The organism is Mesorhizobium sp. ISC11, assembly GCF_037162595.1.
Taxonomy (GTDB): Bacteria; Pseudomonadota; Alphaproteobacteria; order Rhizobiales; family Rhizobiaceae; genus Mesorhizobium; species Mesorhizobium ciceri.
The window spans coordinates 6,237,056-6,263,512 of record NZ_JAVSPW010000001.1; the positions used below are offsets into that span (position 1 = coordinate 6,237,056).

The 26,457-nt window shown below is 64.2% G+C and carries 20 protein-coding genes; 16 read left to right on the forward strand and 4 right to left on the reverse strand.

Going from position 1 to position 26,457, the window contains the following annotated elements; all coding sequences use genetic code 11:
* Nucleotides 1-112: 112 nt before the first annotated feature.
* The 8 genes from RPF88_RS30165 to amaB all read left to right on the forward strand — a co-directional run bounded on the left by RPF88_RS30165 (nt 113) and on the right by amaB (nt 12,731).
* Nucleotides 113-1,309 (forward strand): acyl-CoA dehydrogenase, encoded by a 1,197-nt coding sequence (locus RPF88_RS30165; RefSeq protein ID WP_337123770.1) that lies wholly within the window; start codon nt 113-115, stop codon nt 1,307-1,309.
* Between the two features lie 112 nt (nt 1,310-1,421).
* Complete coding sequence (locus tag RPF88_RS30170) at nt 1,422-4,781, forward strand: transglutaminase family protein (RefSeq protein WP_337123771.1); 3,360 nt, start codon at nt 1,422-1,424, stop codon at nt 4,779-4,781.
* 6 nt (nt 4,782-4,787) lie between these two features.
* Nucleotides 4,788-7,199, forward strand: coding sequence for a circularly permuted type 2 ATP-grasp protein (locus RPF88_RS30175; RefSeq protein WP_063173000.1), 2,412 nt, complete (start codon nt 4,788-4,790; stop codon nt 7,197-7,199).
* 3 nt (nt 7,200-7,202) lie between these two features.
* Nucleotides 7,203-8,087: a transglutaminase family protein gene (locus tag RPF88_RS30180; protein WP_013529827.1), complete on the forward strand. Its 885-nt coding sequence runs from the start codon at nt 7,203-7,205 to the stop codon at nt 8,085-8,087.
* An 84-nt stretch (nt 8,088-8,171) separates the two neighbouring features.
* On the forward strand, nt 8,172-9,278 hold the full coding sequence (locus tag RPF88_RS30185; protein WP_224675618.1) for a DNA topoisomerase IB: 1,107 nt from the start codon (nt 8,172-8,174) through the stop codon (nt 9,276-9,278).
* A 107-nt stretch (nt 9,279-9,385) separates the two neighbouring features.
* Complete coding sequence (locus tag RPF88_RS30190) at nt 9,386-9,760, forward strand: YciI family protein (RefSeq protein WP_013529829.1); 375 nt, start codon at nt 9,386-9,388, stop codon at nt 9,758-9,760.
* Nucleotides 9,757-11,031, forward strand: a complete 1,275-nt coding sequence (locus RPF88_RS30195; RefSeq protein WP_013529830.1) for an RNA polymerase sigma factor — start codon at nt 9,757-9,759, stop codon at nt 11,029-11,031. The genes RPF88_RS30190 and RPF88_RS30195 overlap by 4 nt, the downstream gene beginning before the upstream one ends.
* Nucleotides 11,032-11,216: 185 nt before the next feature.
* On the forward strand, nt 11,217-12,731 hold the full coding sequence (amaB, locus tag RPF88_RS30200; protein ID WP_337123772.1) for an L-piperidine-6-carboxylate dehydrogenase: 1,515 nt from the start codon (nt 11,217-11,219) through the stop codon (nt 12,729-12,731).
* Between the two features lie 62 nt (nt 12,732-12,793).
* Here amaB and RPF88_RS30205 read toward each other — a convergent pair whose 3' ends face one another.
* The 4 genes from RPF88_RS30205 to RPF88_RS30220 form a co-directional block, all read right to left on the reverse strand.
* Nucleotides 12,794-13,654 (reverse strand): hypothetical protein, encoded by an 861-nt coding sequence (locus tag RPF88_RS30205; RefSeq protein ID WP_164919874.1) that lies wholly within the window; start codon nt 13,652-13,654, stop codon nt 12,794-12,796.
* A 386-nt stretch (nt 13,655-14,040) separates the two neighbouring features.
* Nucleotides 14,041-14,373 (reverse strand): hypothetical protein, encoded by a 333-nt coding sequence (locus RPF88_RS30210; RefSeq protein WP_024502663.1) that lies wholly within the window; start codon nt 14,371-14,373, stop codon nt 14,041-14,043.
* A 62-nt stretch (nt 14,374-14,435) separates the two neighbouring features.
* The gene (locus RPF88_RS30215) at nt 14,436-15,284 is read right to left on the reverse strand and encodes an endonuclease/exonuclease/phosphatase family protein (RefSeq protein WP_013529834.1); all 849 of its coding nucleotides are present in this window, start codon (nt 15,282-15,284) and stop codon (nt 14,436-14,438) included.
* Between the two features lie 108 nt (nt 15,285-15,392).
* Entirely contained in the window at nt 15,393-16,856 is a 1,464-nt protein-coding gene (locus tag RPF88_RS30220) for a phospholipase D-like domain-containing protein (RefSeq protein WP_024502662.1), read from the reverse strand.
* A 308-nt stretch (nt 16,857-17,164) separates the two neighbouring features.
* On the opposite strand from RPF88_RS30220, the gene RPF88_RS30225 reads away from it, so the two are divergent.
* The 8 genes from RPF88_RS30225 (at nt 17,165) to RPF88_RS30260 (ending at nt 26,337) form a co-directional block, all read left to right on the forward strand.
* Nucleotides 17,165-17,365 (forward strand): hypothetical protein, encoded by a 201-nt coding sequence (locus RPF88_RS30225; RefSeq protein ID WP_082826544.1) that lies wholly within the window; start codon nt 17,165-17,167, stop codon nt 17,363-17,365.
* 614 nt (nt 17,366-17,979) lie between these two features.
* Nucleotides 17,980-18,342: a hypothetical protein gene (locus tag RPF88_RS30230; protein ID WP_063168905.1), complete on the forward strand. Its 363-nt coding sequence runs from the start codon at nt 17,980-17,982 to the stop codon at nt 18,340-18,342.
* Nucleotides 18,343-18,354: 12 nt separating this feature from the next.
* Nucleotides 18,355-18,870: a helix-turn-helix transcriptional regulator gene (locus tag RPF88_RS30235; protein WP_064995671.1), complete on the forward strand. Its 516-nt coding sequence runs from the start codon at nt 18,355-18,357 to the stop codon at nt 18,868-18,870.
* Nucleotides 18,871-19,065: 195 nt separating this feature from the next.
* On the forward strand, nt 19,066-24,060 hold the full coding sequence (locus RPF88_RS30240) for a beta strand repeat-containing protein (protein ID WP_337123773.1): 4,995 nt from the start codon (nt 19,066-19,068) through the stop codon (nt 24,058-24,060).
* A gap of 7 nt (nt 24,061-24,067) precedes the next feature.
* Nucleotides 24,068-24,625, forward strand: a complete 558-nt coding sequence (locus tag RPF88_RS30245; protein ID WP_013529840.1) for an invasion associated locus B family protein — start codon at nt 24,068-24,070, stop codon at nt 24,623-24,625.
* Nucleotides 24,626-24,638: 13 nt separating this feature from the next.
* On the forward strand, nt 24,639-25,304 hold the full coding sequence (locus RPF88_RS30250) for a hypothetical protein (protein WP_013529841.1): 666 nt from the start codon (nt 24,639-24,641) through the stop codon (nt 25,302-25,304).
* Nucleotides 25,305-25,342: 38 nt separating this feature from the next.
* Nucleotides 25,343-25,804, forward strand: a complete 462-nt coding sequence (locus tag RPF88_RS30255; RefSeq protein ID WP_013529842.1) for a DUF4189 domain-containing protein — start codon at nt 25,343-25,345, stop codon at nt 25,802-25,804.
* Nucleotides 25,789-26,337: an invasion associated locus B family protein gene (locus RPF88_RS30260; protein ID WP_337123774.1), complete on the forward strand. Its 549-nt coding sequence runs from the start codon at nt 25,789-25,791 to the stop codon at nt 26,335-26,337. Before RPF88_RS30255 ends, RPF88_RS30260 begins: the two co-directional genes overlap by 16 nt.
* Nucleotides 26,338-26,457: the final 120 nt, after the last annotated feature.

The following is a 26,457-nucleotide window of genomic DNA, read 5'->3' on the forward strand; positions in this document are numbered from 1 at the left end:
GGTGAATCAATTTCGTTTGATTTTTTCGAGGCACAGGCCGATAGAACGGGCCAACATTTTGCTTCATGCGTGTCATCGTTTTGAGCGACATGCATTGGTTTGGGAGAACGTCATGGCCGCCGACAAGAACGCATTCGTCTGGGAAGACCCGTTCCTGATCGAGGGCCAGCTTTCGGAAGACGAGCGCATGGTGCGCGACGGGGCGGCCGCCTTCGCCGCCGACAGACTGGCGCCGCGGATCGAGGACGCCTACCTCAACGAGACCTTCGACACCGCGATCTTCCGTGAAATGGGCGAGGCCGGCCTGCTCGGCATCAACATCCCTGAAGAATTCGGCGGGCTTGGCGCGAACTACGTCACCTATGGGCTGGTCGCACGCGAAGTGGAGCGCGTCGATTCCGGCTATCGGTCGATGATGTCAGTGCAGTCGTCGCTGGTGATGTATCCGATCTATGCCTATGGCTCGGACGAACAGCGCAAGAAGTACCTGCCCAAGCTCGCCAGCGGCGAGTGGATCGGCTGTTTCGGCCTGACCGAGCCGGATGCCGGCTCCGACCCGGGCGGTATGAAAACGCGCGCCGAGAAGACCGCCAACGGCTACAGGCTGTCCGGTTCGAAGATGTGGATTTCCAACGCGCCCGTCGCCGATGTGTTCGTCGTCTGGGCGAAGCTGAAGGGCGAGAACGGCAAGGACGAGATCCGTGGCTTCGTGCTGGAAAAGGGCATGAAAGGGCTTTCGGCGCCGAAGATCGGCGGCAAGCTGTCGCTGCGGGCGTCGATCACCGGCGAAGTGGTGATGGAAGGCGTTGAGGTCGGCGAGGACGCGCTGCTGCCCAACGCAAAGGGCCTTGGCGGACCGTTCGGATGCCTCAACCGGGCTCGCTTCGGCATTTCCTGGGGCTCGATGGGCGCCGCCGAGGATTGCTGGCACCGCGCCCGCCAATACGGTCTCGACCGCAAGCAGTTCGGCAAGCCGCTGGCCGGCACGCAGCTCTACCAGAAGAAGCTTGCCGACATGCAGACCGAAATTGCGCTGGGATTGCAGGCGTCCTTGCGCGTCGGGCGGCTGCTGGATGAAGGCAAGATGGCGCCGGAAATGATCTCGATCGTCAAGCGCAACAATTGCGGCAAGGCGCTGGACATCGCCCGCCAGGCCCGCGACATGCATGGCGGCAACGGCATCCAGATCGGCTACCACGTCATGCGCCATGCGCAGAACCTGGAGACGGTCAACACCTATGAAGGCACGCATGACGTGCATGCGCTGATCCTGGGAAGGGCGCAGACGGGGTTGCAGGCATTTTTCTGAGCCGGCAACCGTTGCTTAAATTAGGTGCACCGCAACATCTCTGCTTGGAGAATGGTCGCCAGATGTGTCAGGGTTCAGCGAAATCGTTTGAAACGCTGAATTCCGGGGCCCCATGGCAATTCTGGCAGCCGTCTACCACCTGACCCATTACAAATACGACCGGCCGGTGGTTCTCGGGCCCCAGATCATCCGGCTGCAGCCGGCGCCGCATTCCCGTACCAAGGTGCTGAGCCATTCGCTCAAGGTCGAGCCGGCGAACCACTTCGTCAATCTGCAGCAGGATCCTTACGGCAATTTCCTCGCCCGCTTCGTCTTTCCGGAGCCGGTGACGGAGTTGAAGATCGAGGTTGACCTCGTCGCCGACATGACGGTCTACAATCCGTTCGATTTCTTCGTCGAGCCGTCGGCCGAGGCGTTTCCGTTCGAGTATCCGGAAGAAATACGCGACGATCTCGCCATCTATCGCACTCCGGAGCCGGCGGGACCGCTGCTGTCGGCGCTGCTGAAGACCATCGATCGCAGCGCTGCCAACACCGTCAATTTCCTGGTCGATCTCAACGCGCGGCTGCAGCGCGAGATCGCCTATATCGTGCGCATGGAAACCGGTGTGTTCTCGCCGGAAGAGACCTTGGCCGCGAAAAAGGGATCGTGCCGGGATTCGAGCTGGCTGCTGGTGCAGATCCTGCGCAATCTCGGCATCGCGGCGCGCTTCGTTTCCGGCTATCTGGTCCAGTTGAAGCCCGATCTGGTGGCGCTGGACGGTCCAGCCGGAACCGCCGTCGACTTCACCGATCTGCATGCGTGGTGCGAGGTCTATCTTCCCGGCGCCGGCTGGATCGGCTTCGATCCGACCTCGGGCCTGCTCACCGGCGAGAGCCATGTGCCGCTGGCCGCCACGCCGCATTTCCGCAACGCGGCCCCGATTTCCGGCATGGCGAGCTTCGCCAATGTCGAATTCGGCTTCGAGATGCGGGTCGACCGCATCGCCGAACATCCGCGCATCACCAAGCCATTTTCGGACGAAAGCTGGCAGGCGCTCGACGCTCTGGGCAACAAGGTCGATAAAGCACTTGCCGCCGGCGACGTGCGGCTGACGATGGGCGGCGAGCCGACTTTCGTGTCGATCGACGATTTCGAGTCGGCCGAATGGAACACCGCCGCCGTCGGTCCCACCAAGCGCGAAAAGGCGGACGAACTGATCCGTAAACTGCGCGAGCGCTTTGCGCCGGGCGGCTTTCTCCATTACGGCCAGGGCAAATGGTACCCGGGCGAAAGCCTGCCGCGCTGGACCTTTTCGCTCTACTGGCGTGCCGACGGCCAGCCGGTGTGGAGCGATCCGTCGCTGATCGCACGCGAAAAGAGCGAGGCCGATATCGGCCCGAAGCAGGCCGAAAGCCTGCTCACCGCGATTGCCGGCGAGCTCGGCATCGACAAAGCCATGGTCAGCGAAGCCTATGAGGATCCGGCCGAATGGCTGCTCAAGGAAGGCAAGCTGCCCGACAATGTCGATCCGTCCAACTCCAGGCTGGAGGATCCGGAAGAACGCAGCCGCATGGCGAAAGTGTTCGAGCGCGGGCTGACCAAACCGTCCGGCTATGTGCTCCCCGTCCAGCGCTGGAACAGCCAGGCATCGGATCCGCGCTGGCGTTCGGAAAAATGGAAGACGCGGCGTGGCCGGCTGTTCCTGGTGCCAGGCGATTCACCGGTCGGCTACCGGCTGCCGCTCGGCACGTTGCCCTATGTGCCGCCGGAGCAATTCCCTTATATCGTGCCGGTCGATCCGTCACTGCCACGCGGCCCGCTGCCCGCGCGTGAAGCCATACTGGCCGGACCGGCTCCAGCCGAACTGGAAGGCGCCGACGAGATGGCGCGCCGCCAGCAGGCGGCATCGTTCACCGCTGCGACCGGCCAGCAGGAGCGGGTCGAGCAGGAGATCACCGAGATCGGCGGCGCGGTGCGCACCGCACTTTCGGTCGAGCCGCGCGATGGCCGGCTTTGCGTGTTCATGCCGCCGGTCGAGGCGCTGGAAGACTATCTCGAACTCGTCGCGGCGGCCGAGAACGCGGCGAAGGCGATAGGCCTTCCCGTGCACATCGAAGGCTATGGCCCGCCGCACGATCCGCGCCTCAACGTCATCCGCGTCGCGCCTGACCCAGGCGTCATCGAGGTCAACATCCATCCTGCTTCCAACTGGCAGGATTGCGTGGCGACAACGACGGCGATCTACGAGGAGGCGCGGCAGACACGGCTTGGCGCAGACAAGTTCATGATCGATGGCCGCCACACCGGTACCGGCGGCGGCAACCATGTCGTGGTCGGCGGTGCGACACCCAATGACAGCCCGTTCCTGCGAAGGCCGGACCTGCTGAAGAGCCTGGTGCTGCAATGGCAGCGCCATCCGTCGCTGTCCTACCTGTTCTCCGGCCTGTTCATCGGGCCGACCAGCCAGGCGCCACGCTTCGACGAGGCGCGTCACGACTCGCTCTACGAGCTTGAGATCGCTATGGCGCAGGTGCCGCATCCAGACCAGGGCAACGCACCCTTGCCATGGCTGGTCGACCGGCTGTTCCGCAATTTGTTGACCGACGTCACCGGGAATACGCATCGTTCGGAAATCTGCATCGACAAGCTGTTCTCGCCCGACGGACCGACCGGCCGGCTGGGGCTGGTCGAATTCCGCGGCTTCGAGATGCCGCCCAATGCGCGCATGAGCCTCGCGCAGCAACTTTTGGTGCGCGCCATCATCGCCCGTGCGTGGAAGAACCCGCTCGACGGCCGCTTCGTGCGATGGGGCACTTCTCTGCACGATCGTTTCATGCTGCCGCATCATGTCTGGGCCGATTTCCTCGACGTGCTCGACGACCTCAAGCTCAACGGTTTTGAGTTCCGTCCCGAATGGTTCGACGCCCAGCTCGAATTCCGCTTTCCGTTCTGCGGCGAGGTTCAGCATGCCGGCATCAAGCTGGAACTGCGCCAGGCGCTGGAACCGTGGCATGTGATGGGCGAGCAAGGCGCGCTCGGCGGCACCGTGCGCTTCGTCGATTCCTCGGTCGAACGGCTGCAGGTCAAGACCGAAGGGCTGAACCCGGAGCGCCACGCAGTCGTCTGCAACGGCCGCATCGTGCCGATGAAGGTCACTGACAATCGCGAAGTGGCGGTGGCAGGCGTGCGCTTCAAGGCCTGGCAGCCGGCATCGGGCCTGCACCCGGCGCTGCCGGTCAACACGCCGCTGGTCTTCGACATCTATGATCGCTGGTCGGGCCGAGCGGTCGGCGGCTGCGTCTACCATGTCGCCCATCCCGGCGGGCGCAATTACGATACCTTTCCGGTCAATGGCAACGAGGCGGAAGCTCGGCGGCTCGCCCGCTTCGAACCGCGTGGTCATACGCCATCCGCCTATGTGATCCGTGAAGAACAACCGGCGGAAGATTTCCCGATGACCCTTGACCTTCGGCGGCCGGCAAGACTCTGATCAGCGATGGCAAAGGGGAATCACAAGAGGGGACGCGGCAAGCCGCAGACCCACAGCCTGCTGGAGCACTACCAGCCCATAGACGGCGTCGTCGACGAGATGGTCGATGCATCGGGCAATCCTCGCCCGGCCTGGAAGCATTTTGTCGAGGCGCTCGAGGAACTCGGTGCTGAAAAGCTCGGCCAGCGCTTTGCCCGCGCCGACCAGTATCTGCGCGATGCCGGCGTTTATTACCGCGTCTATGATAAGGCCGGCGCCAATGAACGCGAATGGCCGCTGGCGCATGTCCCGGTTCTCATCGAAGAGAGCGAGTGGGCGGCGATCAGCGCCGGCCTCGTGCAGCGCGCCGAACTGTTCGAGGAAACCATCGCCGATATATACGGGCCGAACCGGCTGGTCGAAAAAGGCATCCTGCCGGCGGGATTGATCGCCGCCAGCCCCGAATATTTACGGCCTGTCGTCGGCACCAAGCCGGCCGGCGGCCACTTCCTGCATTTCTGCGCCTTCGAGCTCGGCCGTGGACCTGACGGCCAGTGGTGGGTGCTTGGTGATCGCACGCAGGCGCCGTCCGGCGCCGGTTTCGCACTGGAAAACCGCGTCGCCACCACACGCGCGCTGTCCGACATCTATGGCGAGATGCATGTGCACCGCCTTGCCGGCTTTTTCCGCCGTTTTCGCGACGCGCTGATCGGCATGGCCAAGGAAACCGACGGCCGCGTCGCCATCCTCACGCCGGGGCCGCTCAACGAAACCTATTACGAACACGCCTACATCGCCCGCTACCTTGGCATCATGCTGCTCGAAGGCGAGGATTTGACCGTTTCAGGCGGCCGGCTCATGGTGCGCACGGTTTCCGGCCTGATGCCGATCAGCGTGTTGTGGCGGCGGCTCGATGCCGCCTTCGCCGACCCGCTCGAACTGCGCCCGGATTCGCAGATCGGCACGCCGGGCCTGGTCGAGGCGATCCGCCAGGGCGCGGTTGCTACCGTCAATGCGCTTGGCTCCGGCCTGATGGAGACGCGTGCGCTGCTCGCCTTCCTGCCCAAGATTTCACGGGCCTTGCGGGGCGAGGAATTGCTGCTGCCAAGCGTCGCGACATGGTGGTGCGGGCAAGCAACCGAACGCGCGCATGTGCTGGCCAACATCGATCGCATGGTGATCGGGCCGGCGCTGTCGACGAGACTTGCCTTCGAGGATGACGATTCAACGAAGCTCGGCTCGGCGCTGTCGGCCGGAGAGCGGGCGGAGCTGGTGGCGCGCATCGAACGCGATGGCGGCGATTTTGTCGGCCAGGAAGCGGTGACGCTTTCGACGACGCCCGTCTATGTCGGCGGGTGGCTGGAGCCGCGGCCAGCGAGCCTGCGCGTCTACCTGGCGCGAACGCCGGAGGGCTGGACGGTGATGCCGGGCGGTTTTGCCCGCATCGGCCTGTCGCTCGACCCGACGGCGATCGCCATGCAGCGTGGCGGCCAGGCGGCGGATGTCTGGGTTGTCAGCGACAAACCGGTGGAGCGCGAGACGCTGCTGCCGCAGGAAGGCGACAGTTTCAGCCGCACCAGGCCCGGCAGCCTGCCCAGTCGCGCGGCGGAGAACCTGACCTGGCTCGGCCGCTATATCGAGCGCTCGGAAGACACGGTGCGCATCCTGCGCGCCTACCATGTGCGGCTCGCCGAAACGTCCGACCCGGACATGCCGCTGCTCGCCGACATCAGGGATTATCTCGAACCTTTCGGCATCGACGTCGAGACGGCGATCCCGTCAGGGCTGATCGGCACGCTGGATAGCGCGGTCTACAGCGCCGGGCAGATTCGCGACCGCTTCTCGCCCGATGGCTGGCTGGCGCTGAAGGACCTGTCGAAAACCATCCATCAGTTCGCAACGACGGTCGCGCCCGGCGACGACGCGACCCGGGCGATGACAGTCATCCTGCGTAAGCTCGCCGGCTTTTCCGGCCTGCTGCACGAGAACATGTACCGCTTCGCCGGTTGGCGCTTCCTCGAGATCGGCCGCCGGCTGGAGCGCGGCATCCAGATCTCCCGCACGCTGTCGCGGCTGACCAGCGCCAAGGCGCCGGACGGCGCGCTCGACATGATGCTGGAGATCGGCGACAGCGTGATGACCCATCGCCGCCAATATCCGGTGCAGGCCGGCCGGCGCACGGTGATCGACCTGCTGGCGCTCGATCCGCTTAACCCGCGCTCCATCCTGTTCCAGCTCGAAAGGCTGAAGGCCGAAATCGGCCTGTTGCCGTCGCTCGGCGGGGAGGGGCAAATGTCGCCGGCGGCGAAGGAAATCCTGCAGCTCAACACCCAGATCGCCATCAAGGAGCCTTCGGATATGACGGCAAAGGCGCTGGACGAGCTCGCCCACGAAATCGGCGGCCTCTACAACAGCCTCGCCAAAGCCTATTTCGGATAAATCATGCTCTACGATATCAGGCTTCATCTCCACTATGATTACGCTTCCGCTGCCGGCGGCGGTCGTCATCAGGTGCGCGTGCTGCCGTCGACGATATCAGGCGTGCAGCGCGTCATCGCCGCATCACTGTCCTTTGCGCCGGCGCCCAACGAGCGTTCCGACTTTTCCGATTTCTTCGGCAACAACGTCACCTCGATCGCCTTTCGCGATGCGCATGATGCGCTCGACATCAGGATGAGCGCCCGCGTGTCGGTGTCTCGGCCCGAGCCCGGGCTCGACGTGTCGCCCGATATCGCCCGGCTCAGGCAGGAACTCGCCGCGGTGCGGTCTCTGGCACCTGATGCACCGCACCATTTCCTGACGGCCAGCACCCATGCCGGCATCGACGATGCGATCACTGCCTACGCACGCAGCAGCATCGCCGGTTCCGCCGCCAGCACGGCCATGAACCTGTGCCATCGCATTCATCGTGATTTCACCTATGACGGCGAGGCGACGACGGTGCGGACCCGGGCCAGCGATGCCTTCAGGCTGAAGCGCGGTGTCTGCCAGGACTTTTCGCATATCATGATCGCCGGCCTGCGCGGGCTCGGCATTCCCGCTGGCTATGTCAGCGGCTTCCTGCGCACCATCCCGCCGAAGGGCAAGCCCCGGCTGGAAGGCGCCGATGCCATGCATGCCTGGGTCAAGGTCTGGTGCGGGCGCGACGCAGGCTGGCAGGAATTCGATCCAACCAACGGCATGCGGGCCAGCAACGACCACATCACAGTCGGCTACGGCCGCGACTATTCGGACGTAGCGCCGATCGTCGGCGTGCTCAAGACCACGGGGGGACAGGTCGGCGAGCAGGCTGTCGATGTCATTCCGGTTGTGCTCGAGAAAGCCTGAAGGCAGGCTCGACACCGTTTTCGGACGGCGCGTGGAACCAGCGGTCGGCCAGTGGCTTATCTACGGAATTCGCGTGGAGCCGACATGTTGCAGAAATCCGGAATGTCGCCCGGCCGACCGGCTGGCGAGGACGCTTTATCGCCAGATGGTGTGTTCAAAAACGGGGCACAAAGCTCGGCCGATCATGCGTCGCTTAGTTATGTCAGCGATGCCGAGCCTGGTATCCGGCGGCTGAAGACAGGCAAGGGCTTTTCCTACAAGGGACCGGACGGACGGACGGTTTCGGACGCCACCAAGGCCCGCATCGAGGCGATCGTCATTCCGCCGGCCTGGACGGATGTGTGGATTTCGCCCGACGCGGACGGCCATATCCAGGCAACCGGCAGGGACCAGCGGGGACGCAAGCAATATCGTTATCATCCGCAATGGGCCGAAGAGCGCGATGGTGCCAAATATTCGAGCCTTGTCGCATTCGCCGAGAGCCTGCCGGACCTGCGGCACAGGGTCGATAGCGATCTGCGCCGTCGTGGCTTGCCGTTCGAGCGGGTCGTCGCCGCGGTTGTCTGGCTGCTCGACAACACGATGATCCGCGTCGGCAATGCCGCCTACGCCCGCGACAACAAGAGCTTCGGGCTGACCACGTTGCGCGACCGGCATGTCGATATTGTCGGTTCAAGCCTGCGCTTTGCCTTCAAGGGCAAGTCGGGCAAGGAGTGGAAGCTGAAGCTGGCCGACCGCCGCATCGCCAGGATTGTGCGTGGCGCGCAGGACCTGCCAGGCCAGAAGCTGTTCCAGTATCTCGATGAGGATGGCGACAGGCGGCCGGTCCGCTCCGAGGACGTCAACCGCTATATCCGTGAGGCGGTCGGTGACGCCTTCAGTTCGAAGCATTTCCGCACCTGGGGCGGCACCATTCACGCCGCGTCACTGTTTGCGCAAACGGAACTGCCGCAAAGCCAGGCGCAGCGAAACAGGGCGATGAACAGCGTCATCGACAAGGTTGCCGAACGGCTGGGCAATACGCGTGCCGTCTGCCGCAAATGCTATATCCATCCGCGGGTCTTCGAAGCGTGGTCCGAGGGACGGTTGCTGGATGAAATGGCGCAGGCCAACAAGCGCAAACGGGCGATTGCCGGTCTCGATGACGAGGAAGCTCTCGTGCTGCGATGGCTGAAACTGGGAGAAAGCTGACCGACGCGGCCGACGGTGGCCAAATCCGTCACATCTGGATTTTTTTATCGACGTCATGTCGGGATCGGTCTTACTGTTTCGTCCTTTGACAGAGAAAAGGACCAGCCATGCTCTACGCAATCCTCTGCTATGCCTCCGAAGATGTCGTCTGCTCCTGGAGCAAGGCACAGGACGACGAGGTCATGGCCAATCTCCTCGACGTTCAGGACAAGTACGCCAAGGCTGGTCGGCTCGGCCCGGTGGCACGGCTTCTGCCGACCACGGCCGCGACGACGTTGAGGAAGGTCAAAGGCGAATCGGTCGTCATCGACGGGCCGTTCGCCGAGACCAAGGAACAGTTTCTCGGCTTCTACACGCTCGAATGCGCCGATCTCGACGAGGCGGTGGAGTTCGCCCGCGAGCTTTCCGAGGTCAACCCGAGCGGCGGCTCCTATGAAATCCGGCCGGTTTCGGTCTTCAACCCAACAACGGTTTCCGCATGACCGAAATGGCCTGGATCAGCTCCGCGATCAGCGCCGCCCGCCCGCAGGCGATGGGCGCGCTGCTGCGTTATTTCCGCGATCTCGATACGGCGGAGGAAGCTTTCCAGGACGCGTGCCTCAGGGCGTTGAAGAACTGGCCGCAGAACGGGCCGCCGCGCGACCCGGCGGCCTGGCTGATCTTCGTCGGCCGCAACAGCGGCATCGATGCGGTGCGCAAGCGCGCCAAGCAGGCGCCGATGCCGGAGGAAGACCAGGTTTCCGATCTGGAAGACGCCGAGAGCGATATCGCCGAGCGGCTGGACGGGGCGCACTACCGCGACGACATATTGCGGCTGCTGTTCATCTGCTGCCATCCTGATCTTCCGGCAACACAGCAGATCGCGGTGGCGCTGCGCATCGTCTCCGGTCTCACCGTCAAGCAGATCGCGCGCGCCTTCCTGGTTGGCGAAAGCGCCATGGAGCAGCGCATCACTCGCGCCAAGGCGCGCATTGCGGACGCCGGCGTGCCGTTCGAGACGCCTGGTGCGGTCGAGCGCTCGGAACGGCTCGCCGCCGTCGCAGCCATGGTCTACCTGGTCTTCAACGAGGGCTATTCGACCAACAGCGGCGAGGCGCCGGCCCGCGCGCCGCTGTGCGAGGAGGCGATCCGGCTGGCACGGCTGTTGCTGCGGCTGTTCCAGACCGAGCCGGAGATCATGGGGCTGACGGCGCTGTTGCTTCTGCAGCATGCGCGCGCACCGGCCCGTTTCGACGAAAGCGGCGAGATCGTGCTGCTCGAAGACCAGGATCGCAGCCTGTGGAGCCGCAAGATGATCGATGAGGGGCTGGCACTGGTGGACAAGGCGCTGCGCCATCGCAAGCCCGGCCCTTACCAAGTGCAGGCGGCGATTGCCGCGCTGCATGCGCGGGCCGAAAAGGCCGAGGATACCGACTGGAACGAGATCGACCTGCTCTACCGCTTGCTGGAGCAGATGCAGCCGTCGCCGGTGGTCACGCTCAACCGGGCCGTCGCGGTCTCGAAGGTGCGTGGACCGGGGGAGGCGCTGGCCATGATCGAGCCGCTGGAAGAACGGCTTTCCGGCTATTTCCACTTTTTCGGGCTCAAGGGGGGCCTCTTGATGCAGCTCGACCGGGGCGACGAGGCGCGCGTCGCCTTCGACCGCGCCATAGCGCTTGCGAACACGGCGGCAGAGGCTGCCCATATCCGCATGCATATCGACCGGTTGATCAAGGACGGTGCGGTGCGCCCGCCGGCGAAAAAGGCAAACTGAGCGTCACCTCCCCATCTGGCTCAATCGTGTAGTTTGGGCTTGGACCATGCCGGGGTGGCGATTTTCCCCTGAAACGAGTAATGCCACGCCATGACTGCGCCTGAAGTGCCTTTCGGCACACGGGCGACACGGCGAAGGCTTAACCCAGCGCCGTATGATGGCGACGGGATCTGAAAGGGACAAGAATGACGATAGGCAAGGAAACGACCGAACTGCTGGCGAAACTGGGCGTGACCAAGGAGGCGCTCGTCGGCGGCGACCTGATCGTGCGCAGCCCGGTGACGGGCGAGCAGATCGCGGCGCTGAAGACGATCTCGCCGGCTGACGCGGCCAAGGTGATCGATGCCGCGCACAAGGCCTTCCAGGCCTGGCGCATGGTGCCGGGCCCGCGGCGTGGCGAACTGGTGCGGCTGCTCGGCGAGGAACTGCGCGCGCACAAGGCCGAGCTTGGCCGGCTGGTGTCGATCGAGGTCGGCAAGATCCCGTCCGAGGGGCTCGGCGAAGTGCAGGAGATGATCGACATCTGCGATTTCGCCGTAGGCCTCTCCCGGCAATTGTACGGCCTGACCATCGCCACCGAGCGGCCGGGCCATCGGATGATGGAAACCTGGCATCCGCTCGGCGTCGTCGGTGTCATTTCCGCCTTCAATTTCCCGGTCGCGGTGTGGTCCTGGAATGCCGCCCTGGCGCTGGTCTGCGGCGACGCGGTGGTGTGGAAGCCGTCGGAAAAGACGCCGCTGACCGCACTTGCCTGCGAGGCTATCTTCAAGCGTGCGGTCAAGCGCTTCGGCGCGGACGCACCTGATGGCCTGGCGCCGGTGCTGATCGGCGACCGCGCCGTCGGCGAGATCCTGGTCGATCACCCCAAAGTGCCGCTGGTTTCGGCGACCGGCTCGACCCGCATGGGCCGCGACGTCGGCCCGCGGCTGGCCAAGCGCTTTGCCCGCGCAGTGCTCGAACTCGGCGGCAACAATGCCGGCATCGTCTGCCCGAGCGCCGATCTCGACATGGCGCTGCGCGCGATTGCCTTTGGAGCGATGGGCACGGCCGGCCAGCGCTGCACGACGCTGCGGCGCCTGTTCGTGCATGACAGCGTCTACGACGCCCTGGTTCCGCGCCTCAAGAAGGCCTACGAGAGTGTGTCTGTCGGCAATCCGCTGGAGACCTCCTCGCTGGTCGGGCCGCTGATCGACAAGGCGGCATACGAGGCCATGCAGAAGGCGCTGAAGGAAGCCGCCGCCCATGGCGGCAAGGTGACCGGCGGCACGCGGGTCGAGAACGGTCATCCGGATGCCTATTACGTGCACCCGGCGCTGGTCGAGATGCCCAAGCAGGTGGCCCCTGTCACGGAAGAGACCTTCGCGCCGATCCTCTATGTGATGAAATATTCGGATTTCGACGCCGTGCTCGACGAGCACAATGCCGTGGGCGCAGGCCTGTCGTCGTCGATCTTCACCCGCGATCTGCAGGAATCCGAGCGTTTCCTGGGTGTCGACGGATCGGATTGCGGCATTGCCAATGTCAACATCGGTACCTCGGGCGCTGAGATCGGCGGTGCCTTTGGCGGCGAAAAGGAAACCGGCGGCGGCCGCGAGAGCGGCTCCGACGCATGGAAGGCCTATATGCGGCGCGCCACCAACACGGTGAACTATTCCAAGGCGCTGCCGCTCGCCCAGGGCGTGTCGTTCGACATCGACTGAGAACTTCGGGATTTTGATCGCCCGCATTGAAAGGCATCCCCGTAACGGGGATGCCGCACCGATCAGCTTCCAGCCGGCGGAAAACAGGCATTGAAAGCGGTGTCGACGATGGCCAGTTTGGCCGCCTGGACTGTCATGTATTCCTGGTAGAATGTATTCGACACCCACATCACCGAATGGCCGCGCTGGCCGAGCCAGCCGATGCTGCCGAGATTCTCGGCAGCGCGCAGCTTGCGGGCCAGATGGGTCCGCGAGAGCTTGAGCCATTTGGCGAAATCTCCGATCGAAACCACGCTGGTCGGAATCTGGTCCAGGCCGGCGTGATCGGGGTCGATGCCCGACATCAGCCAGTCCATGACGATGCCGCCATTGTTGAGCCAGATGAACAGCGAAAAGGTCTGGTTGGGTTCGCGCACCGGCTTGGAGGCAAGCAGGCCGTCCGCCACCAGAGGCTGCAGCCCGGCAACCATCTCGGGGTGTTCGAGGAACCTGGTCAAGCGGTCAGCGCCGTCGAGGCGATCCAGCGTCCGCAGATGGGCAAGGACCCAGCCGGTAAAGGTCTGCACGGTTGCCGCCGTCGGCTGCAAAGGGTGCGTACGGCCGTCGCCACCCGACACATACTCGGCGATGTGGTAGTGCAGCATCTCCTTGATGAAAGCGTCCGCCGTGTTGCGGCTGGCGACCGCATGCTGGTGCACGAACTCGATGAACCGCGATACCGTCAGTTCCTTGCGGCGGTCGTGCGGATCGCGCCTGAAATGCATGGCGAGGCCGACATGACCCATCAGCCAACGCTGTTGCGTGGCGAAAATGGAAGCCAGGCGAGGGCTCTCCTCATAGATTCGGATCAGCGCCAGGGACTGTTCCTGAACGTAGCGATGCAACGCCGGATGGCCGGCAATATCTTCCAATTTCAGCGCCATCCTCCTGGTGTTCCGGTTCAACTCAAAAAGCCGAGTTGCGCTCCACATTTTTCAGCCTTCCACGGCTGTGTCCAGAGGCACCAAATGCGAAGAGCAAGCCCAACCCGAACACGGGTCGGGCAACGACCGGTCCATGGTGGGATCGGCTAGCCGATTGCCATGCCCTGGGAAGCGCGCCGGTGATCTGCGGCTTGACGGGGATGGTGGAGAGTGAGTTACCGTGCCAAGCGCAATCGCGACAAGATCAGCCAGGTAATCCAGCTGCGCGAACCGCGCCGCGCGTCAGTCGTCTGCAGGGGCATTTCCAACTGGTCGATGGCGGCATCTCTCGCCACCATACGCGATGAAACCGGCCGGCTTTCGCCGGCCGGTTGGTTCGATCAGGATCAGCCGCAGACGCGAACCTCTTCGATCACCCTGTGGTGGTGGCGCCAGTGCTTGACCAGTTCGATATGGCAGCGATGATGCCGGTGGTGGCGGCGATATTCGCCGTACCGGTATTCGCCATCGTCATACTGAACGTTCCGGTCGCCATCATACTGATTGTCGGAATAGCGATCGCGGTGATGACGGCGAATAACGATCCCACTGTCGGAATCGTCGTCCGGCAAATATCGATCGTCGTCGGACTGGATGGTCACGCTTGCCGCTCGCGTCGGCGCAGTGATCGCCGCTGTCGCGGCCAATGCCAACAGGGAAGCCAGAATCAACTTCTTCATCTCGTCCTCCTACACGTTCAAGACATGGTAACTCGCGGAAGAACTGGGCGTTCCGACTAATTTTACACTCTTTGCGACGCGGGAGACATCAAGGCGTTATCGTCCACCCGCTCCAGGCGCACGAAGGCCGTCAGCGGCAGGTGGTCGGAGGCAACGCGTGAAAGCGGCGTGTCATGCGCGTCGATGGCGGCAATCATGCCATGCCGGTTGGCCATGATCCGGTCGAGCGCCAGCAGCGGCAGGTTCGACGGGAAGGTGGGGACCGCCGGCGGCTGCGGGCCGAACGTCGCATGCAGCGTGTTGAGAGCGGAGCGGTTGCCAAGTCGCCATTCGTTGAGGTCGCCGAGCAGCAGGGTCGGTCTTTCGTCCGGGCTGTTCATCAGGTCGAGCACGACGCGCGCCTGCTGGGAGCGGGAGCGGCGCAGCAGGCCAAGATGGGCGGCGATGATGCGCAGCGTCCGGCTTCCATCGAGGTCGATCTCCGCCACCACCGCGCCGCGCGGCTCCAGCCCCGGAAGCTTGATCTGGTGCACGTCGCGAACGACGCCCTTCTTGAACAGCAAGACGTTGCCATGCCAGCCATGGCCCTTGCCGGTGGCGGAAATCGGCACCGGAACCAGTCCGGTTTCCCGTTCGAGCCGCGGCAGGTCGAGAAGACCATCACGGTCGCCGAAGCGGTTGTCGGCTTCCTGCAGGGCAATGACATCCGGATCGATTTCGCGGATGACGCGGATGGTCCGGTCCGGATCGAACTTCCTGTCGACGCCGATGCATTTGTGGACATTGTAGGAGGCAACCAGCGTGCCGGTGGTGGCTGTCGTCTTGAGTGCGGCGGCGTTAGCTTTCTGCATCCGGCGGTCACGAAGGGACAGAAGCATGCTTGCCGGGAGGCTGCGTCCAATTCTGTGCATCTGTGCTGCTCGTTCTCGCTGGCTTCAATTCAGAAGCCGGATACAGTCAAAATAGGCAATTTCGGCGTATGTTCCATGACAGACGAGTTCCTCAAGCGCACCTCCGCCTTAGAGATAGGGTGAACCGAGCCACAATGCCCGGTCGAACAGCCTGATAAGGAACGGCCGGGCTCGCAAGGCTTCCAGCGTTACCGGCACGGCGGAGGCAATCGCCGACCCGATCCGCGCCTCGATCTCGCTGGCAAAGCCGGCATCGAGCACCTCCAAGTCGATCTCGAAATTGAGCCGCAGCGATCGGGCGTCAAGATTGGAAGATCCGACATAGGCCCACACGCCGTCGATCGAAAGCAGCTTCGAATGGTCGAATGGTCCCTCGGTTCGCCAGACACGGCAATAGTGTTTGAGCACCTGATCGAACTGCGCCATCATCGCGCGGTCGACGAGGAAAAGATTGTTCACCGCCGGCACCACGATGTCGATCTCGACCCCGCGCCTGCCGGCGGTGATCAGTGCGCTGATCAGTTCCCGATCCGGCAGGAAATAGGGCGACATCACGCGTATGGACTTGCGGGCGACCGAGAACGCACCGATCAGCAGCTTGTGGTTGGTCTCGTTGCTGGCATCCGGGCCGGAAGCGACCGCCCGCACCATCATCGGTGCGCCTGGCGACGGCGACAGCGGGGCAATGCGCCAGGCGTCGCCCTTCAGCGCCTCGTTGGTGGCGAAGCGCCAGTCCTCGGCGGCGACCGAAAAGAGGTCGGCGACGATCGGGCCGGTCACCCGGAAATGTGTGTCCCTGGCGCTGTTGGAGCCGGCGAATTCGGCGGAGAAGCCTTTTCGGATGTTCATGCCGCCGGTGAAGGCGGCGATGCCGTCGACCACCAGGATCTTCCGGTGGGTCCTCAGATTGGCGTAGGGCAGGCGCAGGCCCATGACGATGTTGCCGTTGAAGACATCGGCGGGGATGTTGGCCTCGCGCAAATGCCCCAGGATGCTCGGCACCGAGTAGCGGGCGCCGACGGCATCGATCAGCACGCGGACGGTGACGCCGCGCCGGACGGCGCCGGCCAGCGCCTCGACGAAGAGCAGGCCGACGGCGTCATTGTCGAAAATATAGGTCTCGAGCAGGACGCTGCGCTCGGCGCCGTCGATTGCCGCGCACATGGCGGCATAGGCCTCGTCGCCGGTCTCCAGCACATCGATTGCGTTTCCAGGGTTGAGCGCGCGCCGCGCCACCCTGTCGCCGAGTGTCCGCAAGCCCGTGAACCGTTGCCCATATCGCTCGACGATCAGGGCCTCTTCGACAGCGACGTCGCGCTCATGCTTGGCGGACACCACGCCGTCGGCAAACGGGCGCTGGGCGGTGATCGTGGCACGGCGGATGCGATTGATGCCGGCGACGGCGTAGATCAGCACGCCGAGGATCGGGGACAGCACCATCACGCCGACCCAGCCGGTGGCGGCGCGCACATCTTCCTTGGTCATGACGGCATGGACGATGCCGACCGTCGCCATCACCACGGAGATGATCGCCAGAATTTGCGGCCAGTGAGTCGCCAGGGTCGCCAACATGCCGAGACTATCCAGCGAGCGGTTGCAGAAGGCAATGCGGCCGGTCCTGCCGCGCATTCGCCGGATGGTGGCATGCGGCCCTGGCCGAAGGTTTCGACCAGCCGCAGAGATTGATGGGTAGAAGCTTCCCGACGGACCCTGTTCAGAAGGACAAACCTGACCTAGCGGAAGCATAGAGCCTGGCATCATCCTGTTCTGCTCAGAGCCTCCGAAGCCTCTTATGCTTTGGTGCGACCTCTATTGTATATCAGGATGAATGAACTTAATGATATGAACACTTTGATTGATGGCGAGGGGGGCGCCTAACGATGAAATTCAACTTCGATGAACCTCCCGGCGATGACATAGTTGCCGACACGTCGGCAGAATGCCAACGCCAATTGCTGCCTCTCGTCCGCGAGATCGTCCAGGCGGCCGTCGCTGCCGGATGGAGCGAGGAGGACGTTCTTCTGGGGTTTGTCGAACTTGCATGGGATTTGTATGAGAATCGTCGCGACGATCTGCAATGACCGGTAGCCAATCTGGTAGCTCTGCATTGCTGGCGGTGTCGCGGCTTTTGCGTCGGCAGCTTTTCGCGATAGGAATTTTTTCTTGACACGGTGATCTCAGCTAAGGTATATATCCGTGCATGGTGCTGATTTGCGCCAGTGACCCGCCGAGCAGGCGGGTTTTTCGTTTGATGCTCCGTCAGCCAATGCGCCGAAGGGTCCAAAGGAACCTGTTGACCCGTAGTCGCGACCTAAAGGCCTGGGTTCCTCGCCCCGAGGGGCTTTTATCCCGAACAAAATTTTTTGTTTGCGTACGGATGTTATTCACTATCCGCAGCATGTGCGTTACGTTGGATCCGGGTCGGGCTAAGGGGGATTTCAGGCGACAGACAAGCGGCTGAGGCCAGGCAATGGAAAATACGGACGATGCTCGGGAAGGCGGCAATTCCCAGGGCGTCAATCGAGAACGGACAGCTCGATATGTCCTGGACATAATCCCTGAAAGCGCAGGCCCCTGGAGGGCCACCGCGGCGCGGAGTGTCATAGACTCAGCCCGCGATCCCGTCTCGCAGACATTCCCGGCCAAAGAGCATTCCACTGGAATTGCGCTGCGGCCCGCACGCCGATCGAGAGCCTTGCTCGGCAGCGACCGGATCACGCGGTACGATACGCCGACCGGATGTCGCGTCGTCAATCCGGCGGGTGTCGATAGCAAGCCGGCCTGGTCCCTGACCCGGGAGAACGCCGTCGTTTCCATCGCTCCCGAAGCGCTGGCGCAATTGGCCGTGCATGAATTCGATCTCGCCGAACTTGATCCGCCTGCTTTCGGCACGGTCGACCCGGCCGATCTGCTGCGCACCCACCCAGGCCGCAACAGGCGCCTTGCGGCGTTTTCCAGAATACATCTTGCTGCAAATCCGCCCCAAGCTCCGCAGGAATCGTCTGGAATGTCATGCAGTCCGCGCGTTGTACGCCGTCCGGCCGGAACGCTCTCATGAATGGGGTTGGCGATGCCGGTCGGCTTCGATCAATCACGAATTGTTTTTCAGGGGAACGCGGAAGGAAGCCTAGGGTTGAACCTCATCCGGGACGAATCAGGAGGCCAAGAAATGCCGGGTGAGGATGGTGTCCCCGGACCGGTTTCCGGACCCAATTCGCGACAACCGACGCTCAACGCAAAAGGCGGGCTTTCCGTCCGCGCTGCGAGCCGCGTGCGGCAATTCCTGGACGAGAACTTTACGCGCAAGCTGGCGCTTGCCGAGATGGCCGCGGTTTGCGGTCTTTCACCCTATCATTTTGTGCGGGCTTTCTCGAGGACGTTCGGGATGCCGCCGCATCAGTACGTGCTCGGTCTGCGGCTGGATTTCGCTGAAAGGTTGCTTGCCGACAGCGGCATGACGATCGCCGACATCGCTCACTCCAGCGGATTTTCGAGCCAGAGCCATTTTACCACCGTGATGAAGAAATACCGGCAGATGACGCCGCTGCAGGCGCGGATGGGAAAGCTTAGCGCGAAGTTTAGATGAGACGGCGCTTAGGGAGTTGCTTGATTATTTGATTCTAAAGCATTGGCAGGGGTAACGAGCCGTTAACCTATGCCGGTTTGCTCGCCTCTTTTCTCACAAGACAGCAATATCGTGAAATACCGCACGCAGGAATCATGTCTTCCTGCGATGGAGCGGAATTGTCAGACATTTCGTGCCGGCCAGCGGAGAGGGACCATGACCGACAACCAGATTTCGAACGGCCAGATTTCGAGCGGTTCGTTTGTTCGGCGTCGCACAGCGCATTTCGCCGGGCAGTGGATCGCGGGGGCCGATCTGAGCTCTCGCTCGGTTCGCCGCCGTCTGATGGCGGTGCTGCGGATGGCGCATAGCGTGCTCGGCATGGGGCGCAGGCGCCTTGGCCTGGGAACGCTCGGCGTCGGCGGGATGTCGGCGGCGGCCGCGGTGCTGAGCGCCTTCGCGATCGGCATGGCTGCGACGCCGGCCCTGGCGCAATATCAGGCCGGTGGCGGTTCGGCGACCGGCGGCAACGCCGTAGCCATCGGTAACGGCACCGCGACGAATGGCAATAACAGCGTGGCGTTGGGCAGTTCCAACAGTGCAACGGGCGACGGCACGATCGCCATCGGCTATGCGATGGGTGTCAATGGCCTCAATTCCATAGGCATAGGCGTCTTCGCAGGCGCAACTGGCGTCAATGCCCTCGCCCTGGGCGGAAACGCCCATGCCAACGGGGACGCGGCAAGCGCCATTGGCGTCAATTCGGTTGCAACCACAGGCGCGGCCGCCTTTGGCAATAATGCGCGTGCCGACGGAGTGAGCTCGACGGCGATCGGCTATGTTACCCGGGCGACCGGGCTGCGCGCCACCGCGCTTGGGTTTCAGGCAAACGCATCGGGATTGGATGCCTTCGCCCAGGGCAACTCGGCCAGCGCAAGCAACCAAAATGCCATCGCTATCGGCTTTCAGGCGGTGGCGTCCGATATCAACGCTATCAACATCGGCGGACGCACTCTTGCAGGAGCGGGCGCTACTGCACAGGGCGCCATCGCTCTTGGTACGGATGTGGTGGCATCCCAGGTAAGAAGCGTCGCCATAGGCGTCCTGACCAAAGCAACGGGAACGGGCGCAACGGCGATGGGCAACACCGCCAGCGCCTGGGGCAACCAGTCGATCGCGTTCGGTGTCGGCGCGCAGGCAGGCGTGCAGGCCAACACGGCCCTGCCCAACAGCATCGCCATCGGCACCAATTCGCTCTCTTCCGGCGCTTTCGCCACCGCGATGGGCGCAACCTCAGTTGCGAGTGGTTCAGCCAGCACGGCGATTGGCAACACGGCCGTTGCCAGCGGCGCAAACGCCTCCTCGTTCGGTTCTGGGACGATCGCGGCAGGCGACAATTCTCTCGCTGCCGGCGTCAGCGCCAGCTCGGCCGGTGCGCAGTCGGTGGCGCTCGGCAACCAAGCCAATGCGCAGACAGGCGCGGCGATCGCGATAGGCGCGCAAGCGACCGCCTCCGGCGGCGTCCCCGGCGCTGGGGCGATCGCCATGGGCATCGGCGCCAATGCGGTTGCCACCGGCAGCGGTTCACCGACCGCCATCGGCGCTTTCGCCAATGCGAGCGGCGCTTCGGGCACGGCGCTTCCCGGCGGCTTCACATCCTTCGAAGCGACCGCGATCGGCAACAGCTCGGTCGCCACGGGGCAGGGCGGCACGGCTGTCGGCGTCGCGAGCAAGGCAACGGGCACCTGGTCCACCGGCCTCGGCTTGAGCAGCACTGCGTCGGGCGTCAACGCGACCGCGGTCGGCGTCCTGTCCAGCGCGACGGGAAACAATACCCTCGCGGCCGGCATCAACTCCGGTGCCAGCGGAGCCGGCAGTACCGCGCTCGGCAACGGTGCCCGAACCACCGCCCTGAATGCCGTCGCTGTCGGCGCTGGGACAAGTGCGTCCGGGATAAACTCCGTCTATGTCGGCCAGAGCAGCTTTGCGACAAGCGCCAGCGGACAGAGCGCCATCGCCGTCGGCACGGACGTGACGTCATCCGGAGACGACGCGATCGCGATGGGACGCGAAAGCTTTGCGACTGCAACCAACGCCATCGCGGTCGGTCTCCAGTCCTTTGCTGAGACCGCCGACTCCGTCGCCATCGGCACCAGGGCGTTCGCAAGCGGGGGGAAGGCCGTCGCAATCGGCGCCGACAACGTCGCTTACGGCGACGGCGCGGTTTCGATCGGCGATCCCAGCTACGCCAGCGGCACCGGCGCCTTCACCGGCGGCGCCAACAACATCGCCAACAGCGACGGCACGGCGACGGCCACCGCCGCCAATATGGCCAACGGCGCTGTCGCCATCGGCAACAGCAACAAGGCGATCGGGCAAGGCTCGGTGGCGCTGGGCAACGGCTCGACGGCGGGCGCAGCCGGCCTCGCCGGGAACGTCGCACTGGGCGATGGCGCGACGGCGGCGGCAAGCTCCGGCGATGTCGCGCTCGGTTCGGGCTCGGTCACCACCACGGCGGTCGGCACGGCCAGCGGTGTGGTCAACGGAACGACCTACGCCTTCCAGGGCACCAATCCGACCTCGACGGTCAGTATCGGTGCACCAGGCGCGGAGCGCACCATTACCAATCTGGCGGCGGGGCGGATCAGCGCGCTCTCGACCGACGCCATCAACGGCTCGCAGCTCTTCGCCACCAACCAGGCAGTCGACGCCATCGGCGTCACGCTCAACAACATCAATGTCGGCGGCGGCATCAAGTACTTCCACGCCAACTCGACGCTGGCGGATTCCCAGGCACTGGGAACCGATTCCGTCGCCGTCGGCCCGAATGCGGTGGCCAACAATGCCGGCGATGTGGCGATCGGCCTGAATTCCACGTCTGGCGCAACGACAAATGTCGCCGGAACGACGATCGGCGGTGTCAACTACACCTTCGCGGGCACCACGCCGGCCGGCGCTTTCTCTGTCGGGTCGGCGGGAGCCGAGCGCCAGATCCAGAACGTCGCGGCCGGACAGTTGAACGGCGGCTCGACGGACGCGGTCAACGGCTCGCAGCTCTTCGCCACCAACCAGCAGGTGACGCAGAACACCACCGATATCGCCAATATTGGCAGTGGCGTCACCAATCTCGGCAACACGTTCAACAACATCGCCGGCGACACCTCGACGGCCTATACCGATGCCAACGGCATAGGCATCCGCTACGCCCGCACCAACGAGGCCGGGCTGGCGCAGACCGATTCCTTCGCCCAAGGCGTCGGGTCCACAGCGGTCGGTTACAATGCGACCGCGACCGGCATCAGCGCGCTGTCGCTCGGCCGCGACAGCAAGGCCAGCATCGACGGCAGCGTGGCGCTGGGCTCGGGTTCGATCTCCGATCGCGCGATCGCTCCGGCCACCGGCCAGATCGCGGCCGGTCCGTCCAACTTCATCCAGTACAACACGAGCGACAAGACGCTGCTCGGCGCCGTTTCGGTCGGCGATGTCAACTCCTACCGGCAGATCACCAACGTGGCCGACGGCACGCAGGACCAGGACGCGGTGACGGTGCGCCAGCTCGCCGGCGCCATCGCTGCCGTATCGGTCACCTCGACCAAGTATTTCCATGCCAATTCGGCGGCGGGCGACTCGCTCGCGGTCGGCGCGGAATCGGTCGCGGTCGGCCCAACGACTGTCGTCAACGGCGACAACGGCATCGGCATCGGCAACGGCGCCATCGTCGACCTGACAGCGCCCGGCGGAACGGCCATCGGCCAGAACGCCCATGTGTTGCTGGCCGACGGCCTGGCGCTCGGCACCAATTCGCTGGCGTCCGGTGTCCAGTCGGTGGCGCTCGGCGCCGGCGCCCAGAGCACCTTCATCAACAGCGTGGCGCTCGGTGCGCAATCCATCACCACGGTCGGCGCGCAGGCCGGCTACACGGCCTTCGCGCTCGCCGGTCCGCAGACCTCGGTCGGCGAGGTGTCGATCGGCGCCGCCGGGGCCGAACGCAAGCTGACCAATGTCGCGGCGGGCTCGGCCGACACCGACGGCGTCAACGTCTCGCAGTTGCGCGGCGTGACGAAAAACGTCACCGACCTGTTCGGCGGCGTTACCACGATCAATCCCGACGGCTCGATCACCGGCCCGACCTACACTATCCAGGGCAACAACTACTCGACCGTCTATGACGGCCTGACGGCCGTCGACAATGCCCTGACCACCATCAGCAATGGCGGCGGCATCAAATACTTCCACGCCAATTCGACGCTGGCCGACAGCATCGCCGGCGGCACCAACGCGGTGGCGATCGGGCCGGAAAGCGTGGCGAGCGGCGCCGAGAGCGTGGCTGCGGGCCATGGCTCGACGGCTACCGGGGCGGGCGCCGTCGCGCTCGGCCAGGGTGCGCAGGCCAACAACGCCAACGATGTGGCGCTCGGCTCCGGCTCGGTGACGCAGACAGCCGTCGGCACCTCCAGCACCGTCATCGGCGGCAAGACCTACACCTTCGCCGGAACGACTCCGACCGGAACCGTCAGCGTCGGCGATGCCGGCGCCGAGCGGACGATCACCAACGTCGCCGCCGGGCGCGTCGATGCCGGCAGCACGGATGCGATCAACGGCTCGCAGCTCTACGCCACCAACACGGCGATCGAGGATTTGAAAGCCGGCGTCGGAAACCTCACCCAGAACGCGGTGACCTATGACGCCCCGGGCGGCGTCAAGTCGAACACCATCACGCTGCAGGGTGGCGACGTCAACGCCCCGGTCGTCATCTCCAATGTCGGCCCCGGCGTCAAAGGGACCGATGCGGTCAATGTCGACCAGATGAACCAGGGCCTGACCGCCGGCAAGAGCTATACGGACAACCGCGTGGCTTACGCTATCGATACGTCCAACGACTACACCGACAAGGTAGCCGCCACGACCCTGCAGCAGGCCAACGACTATACCGACCAGAAGCTCGGCCAGCTCAATTCGGACATCAACGGCATCCGCGACGAGGCCCGGCAGGCGGCCGCGATAGGTCTCGCCGCCGCCTCGCTGCGCTACGACGACCGGCCCGGAAAGCTGAGCGTCGCGGCGGGTGGCGGCCTCTGGCGCGACGCCGGCGCATTCGCCTTCGGTGCGGGCTACACCAGCGAGGACGGCCGCATCCGCGGCAACCTGTCGGGCACGGCAGCGGGTGGGCATGTCGGCGTCGGCGCCGGCATCAGCTTCACCTTGAACTGAGGCAGGGATGAAAGGACTTGTTGCCCTGACCTGCCTGGCGCTTTGCGGCGGCCTCGTGCCGGCCGCCGGGCAGGTTGCGTCGACCTACAGGATCAAGCCTTCGGACGTGGTGCTCCCGCCCGAGGTGAAGCTCGGAGACTACCAGCGCACCATACGCCCATTCGACAACTGGACGCTGATCTGCGACGAGAACCTCAAAGCCCGCAAGAAGGTCTGCAACGTCTCGCAGATCATCGAGGACGCGTCCGGCAAGATGGCCTTCAGCTGGTCGCTTGCCGCCACCCAGGACGGCAAGCCGTACATGATCCTGCGCACCGCCCCGAACGCCAGGAGCGATGGCCTTGTGTCCGTGAAATTCGATGGACAGAAGCAGCCGATCGACGTGCAGCTGAACGGCTGCAACGAAATGGTCTGTGTCGGCATGTTGCCGGTCGGCCCCGTCATGCGCCGGCAGATATCGCAGAACGCGACGCCGGCGATCTCCTACTCGACGGTCGACGGGCAGACGATCACCGTTACCGCAACGCTCAAGGGGCTGTCAGACGCCCTTTCACCACTCAAATAACCGAGGCGCCACCATGAGCCAGCAGGACCAGTTCACGTCCGCCAAACGCACTCCGAGCGTCGAGGCGGATCGGCAGAGGCGGGCCGAGCCCCCAAGGCGCTGGCCACGCGCGGCCGGATATTCACTGCTGGGATTGGTCGTGGCGGGGCTTGGCTTCGCCGCCGGGAATTACGCCGCGGTCGCCAATCTGGTCGGCGGCGCGACGGCCGCACCTGCAGCAACAGCGGCGGCCCCCGTGCTTCCGGACACGCCCTTCCTCGAGCATGTCAAGCAGGCCGGTGTGCAGGCCTGCTCGACCGTCTATCCAGTGCTCGGACAGATCCTGACGACCGGCACGAAATACAGCGTCAAATCCCTGTGGAACGACCAGGCCGCCGACAAGCACGCCATCCAGGCCTTTGTCGGCATGGACTATGCGTCGGAACGCTATAGCGGACCGGCCGCCGGCATCGTCTTCGCATCGCCCACCGCCACGGGTTGCGAAGGGGCGATGGTGCGGGTGGCGCCATTCGCCAGCCCGTGCGCCGACATCCCATCCATCCTGCCGCAGGGCAGCAAGATCACCGACCATCTCGGGCAGGTCGAGGTCTACGAGCTCGGCGGCAATGCCGGTGAAGCGCTTCTCCTGCCGACGGGCAAAAGCTGTGTGGTGATCTCCCTTGCTTCGGCGGCGAAGTAGGACGCGAAGCGAGTGAGGTCAAGGAAAGGATGCCGACCATGAGATTGCAGGCTTTGGCAGTTTTGGGCTTGACCTTGTTGTGGAGCGGACAAGTCGTCTCAGCCGACCTTGTGGCCCCATCGGAACCGCAACAGGAGGAAAAGGGTATATGGGCGGCCATTGCCTATTCGCAGGCCGATAGCAAATACGGCTTCTTCTGGGGCGCCGACAAGCGGCAGGAAGCGAAGGACATCGCACAGAAATATTGCGAGAACGCAGGCGGAAAGGCCTGCAACGTCGTCACCGTCTTCCGCAACCATCGCCATTGGAATGATGACGACGAGACCGGCTTTCCCTACAAGCACTGCGGTGCGCTTGCCGTGGCAGACAAAGTGGAGAACCGTTTCACGCCCTGGGGCGTGAACTCGGCCGAGACCCGTCGGGAAGCGGAGGATCTCGCTTTGCAGGCCTGCGAGGCGACGGGAGAGAAATGCAAGATCCGCGAATGGGTCTGCACATGAAGCTTGGCCCGAAGGCCGTCTCCGCATGTGGAGCAATTCTATTCTCATTGGTGTCGCCGGCGTCTGCCCAGCAACAGGTGGCGGCTGTCCCGGATGGACCCTCATCGCTGCGTGAGGTCTATCAGGACTGGAGCGTGACCTGTTCGGTACGGGAAAAGGCGAGAGTGTGCTCGCTTGCGCAAGACCAGGTCCAGCAGAACGGGCAGAGGCTTCTTGCCATGGAGATCGCGGCACGCCCGGACGGTTCGACGACGGCTACCCTGCTTCTGCCCTTCGGCATCCTCCTTGATCCGGGCGTGACGCTGCAGATCGACGATCAACCGCCGCTGTCCGCGCAGCGCTTCAGGACCTGCCTGCCGACGGGTTGCGTCTCCGTCTTTACGGTCGATCGGCCGACGCTTGGAAAGCTGAGGGGAGGCTCGGTGCTGAAGCTCAATGTCACGACGGACGCCGAGACCCCGCTGAGCTTCCCTGTGTCGCTTCGCGGCCTGACCGCGGCGCTCGACCGCATGGTGGCGTTGAGCGCAAATTAGGGTGCGCGCTGACCAGCTTTTGGCCGCAGTGAGCCACATGAAGCGTACGCCGGCCGCCGCGATGGAGTATTTTTGGGCGCGGCATCCAAAGGGGCGTGCCTGAAAAGGGCTCAACTTCAG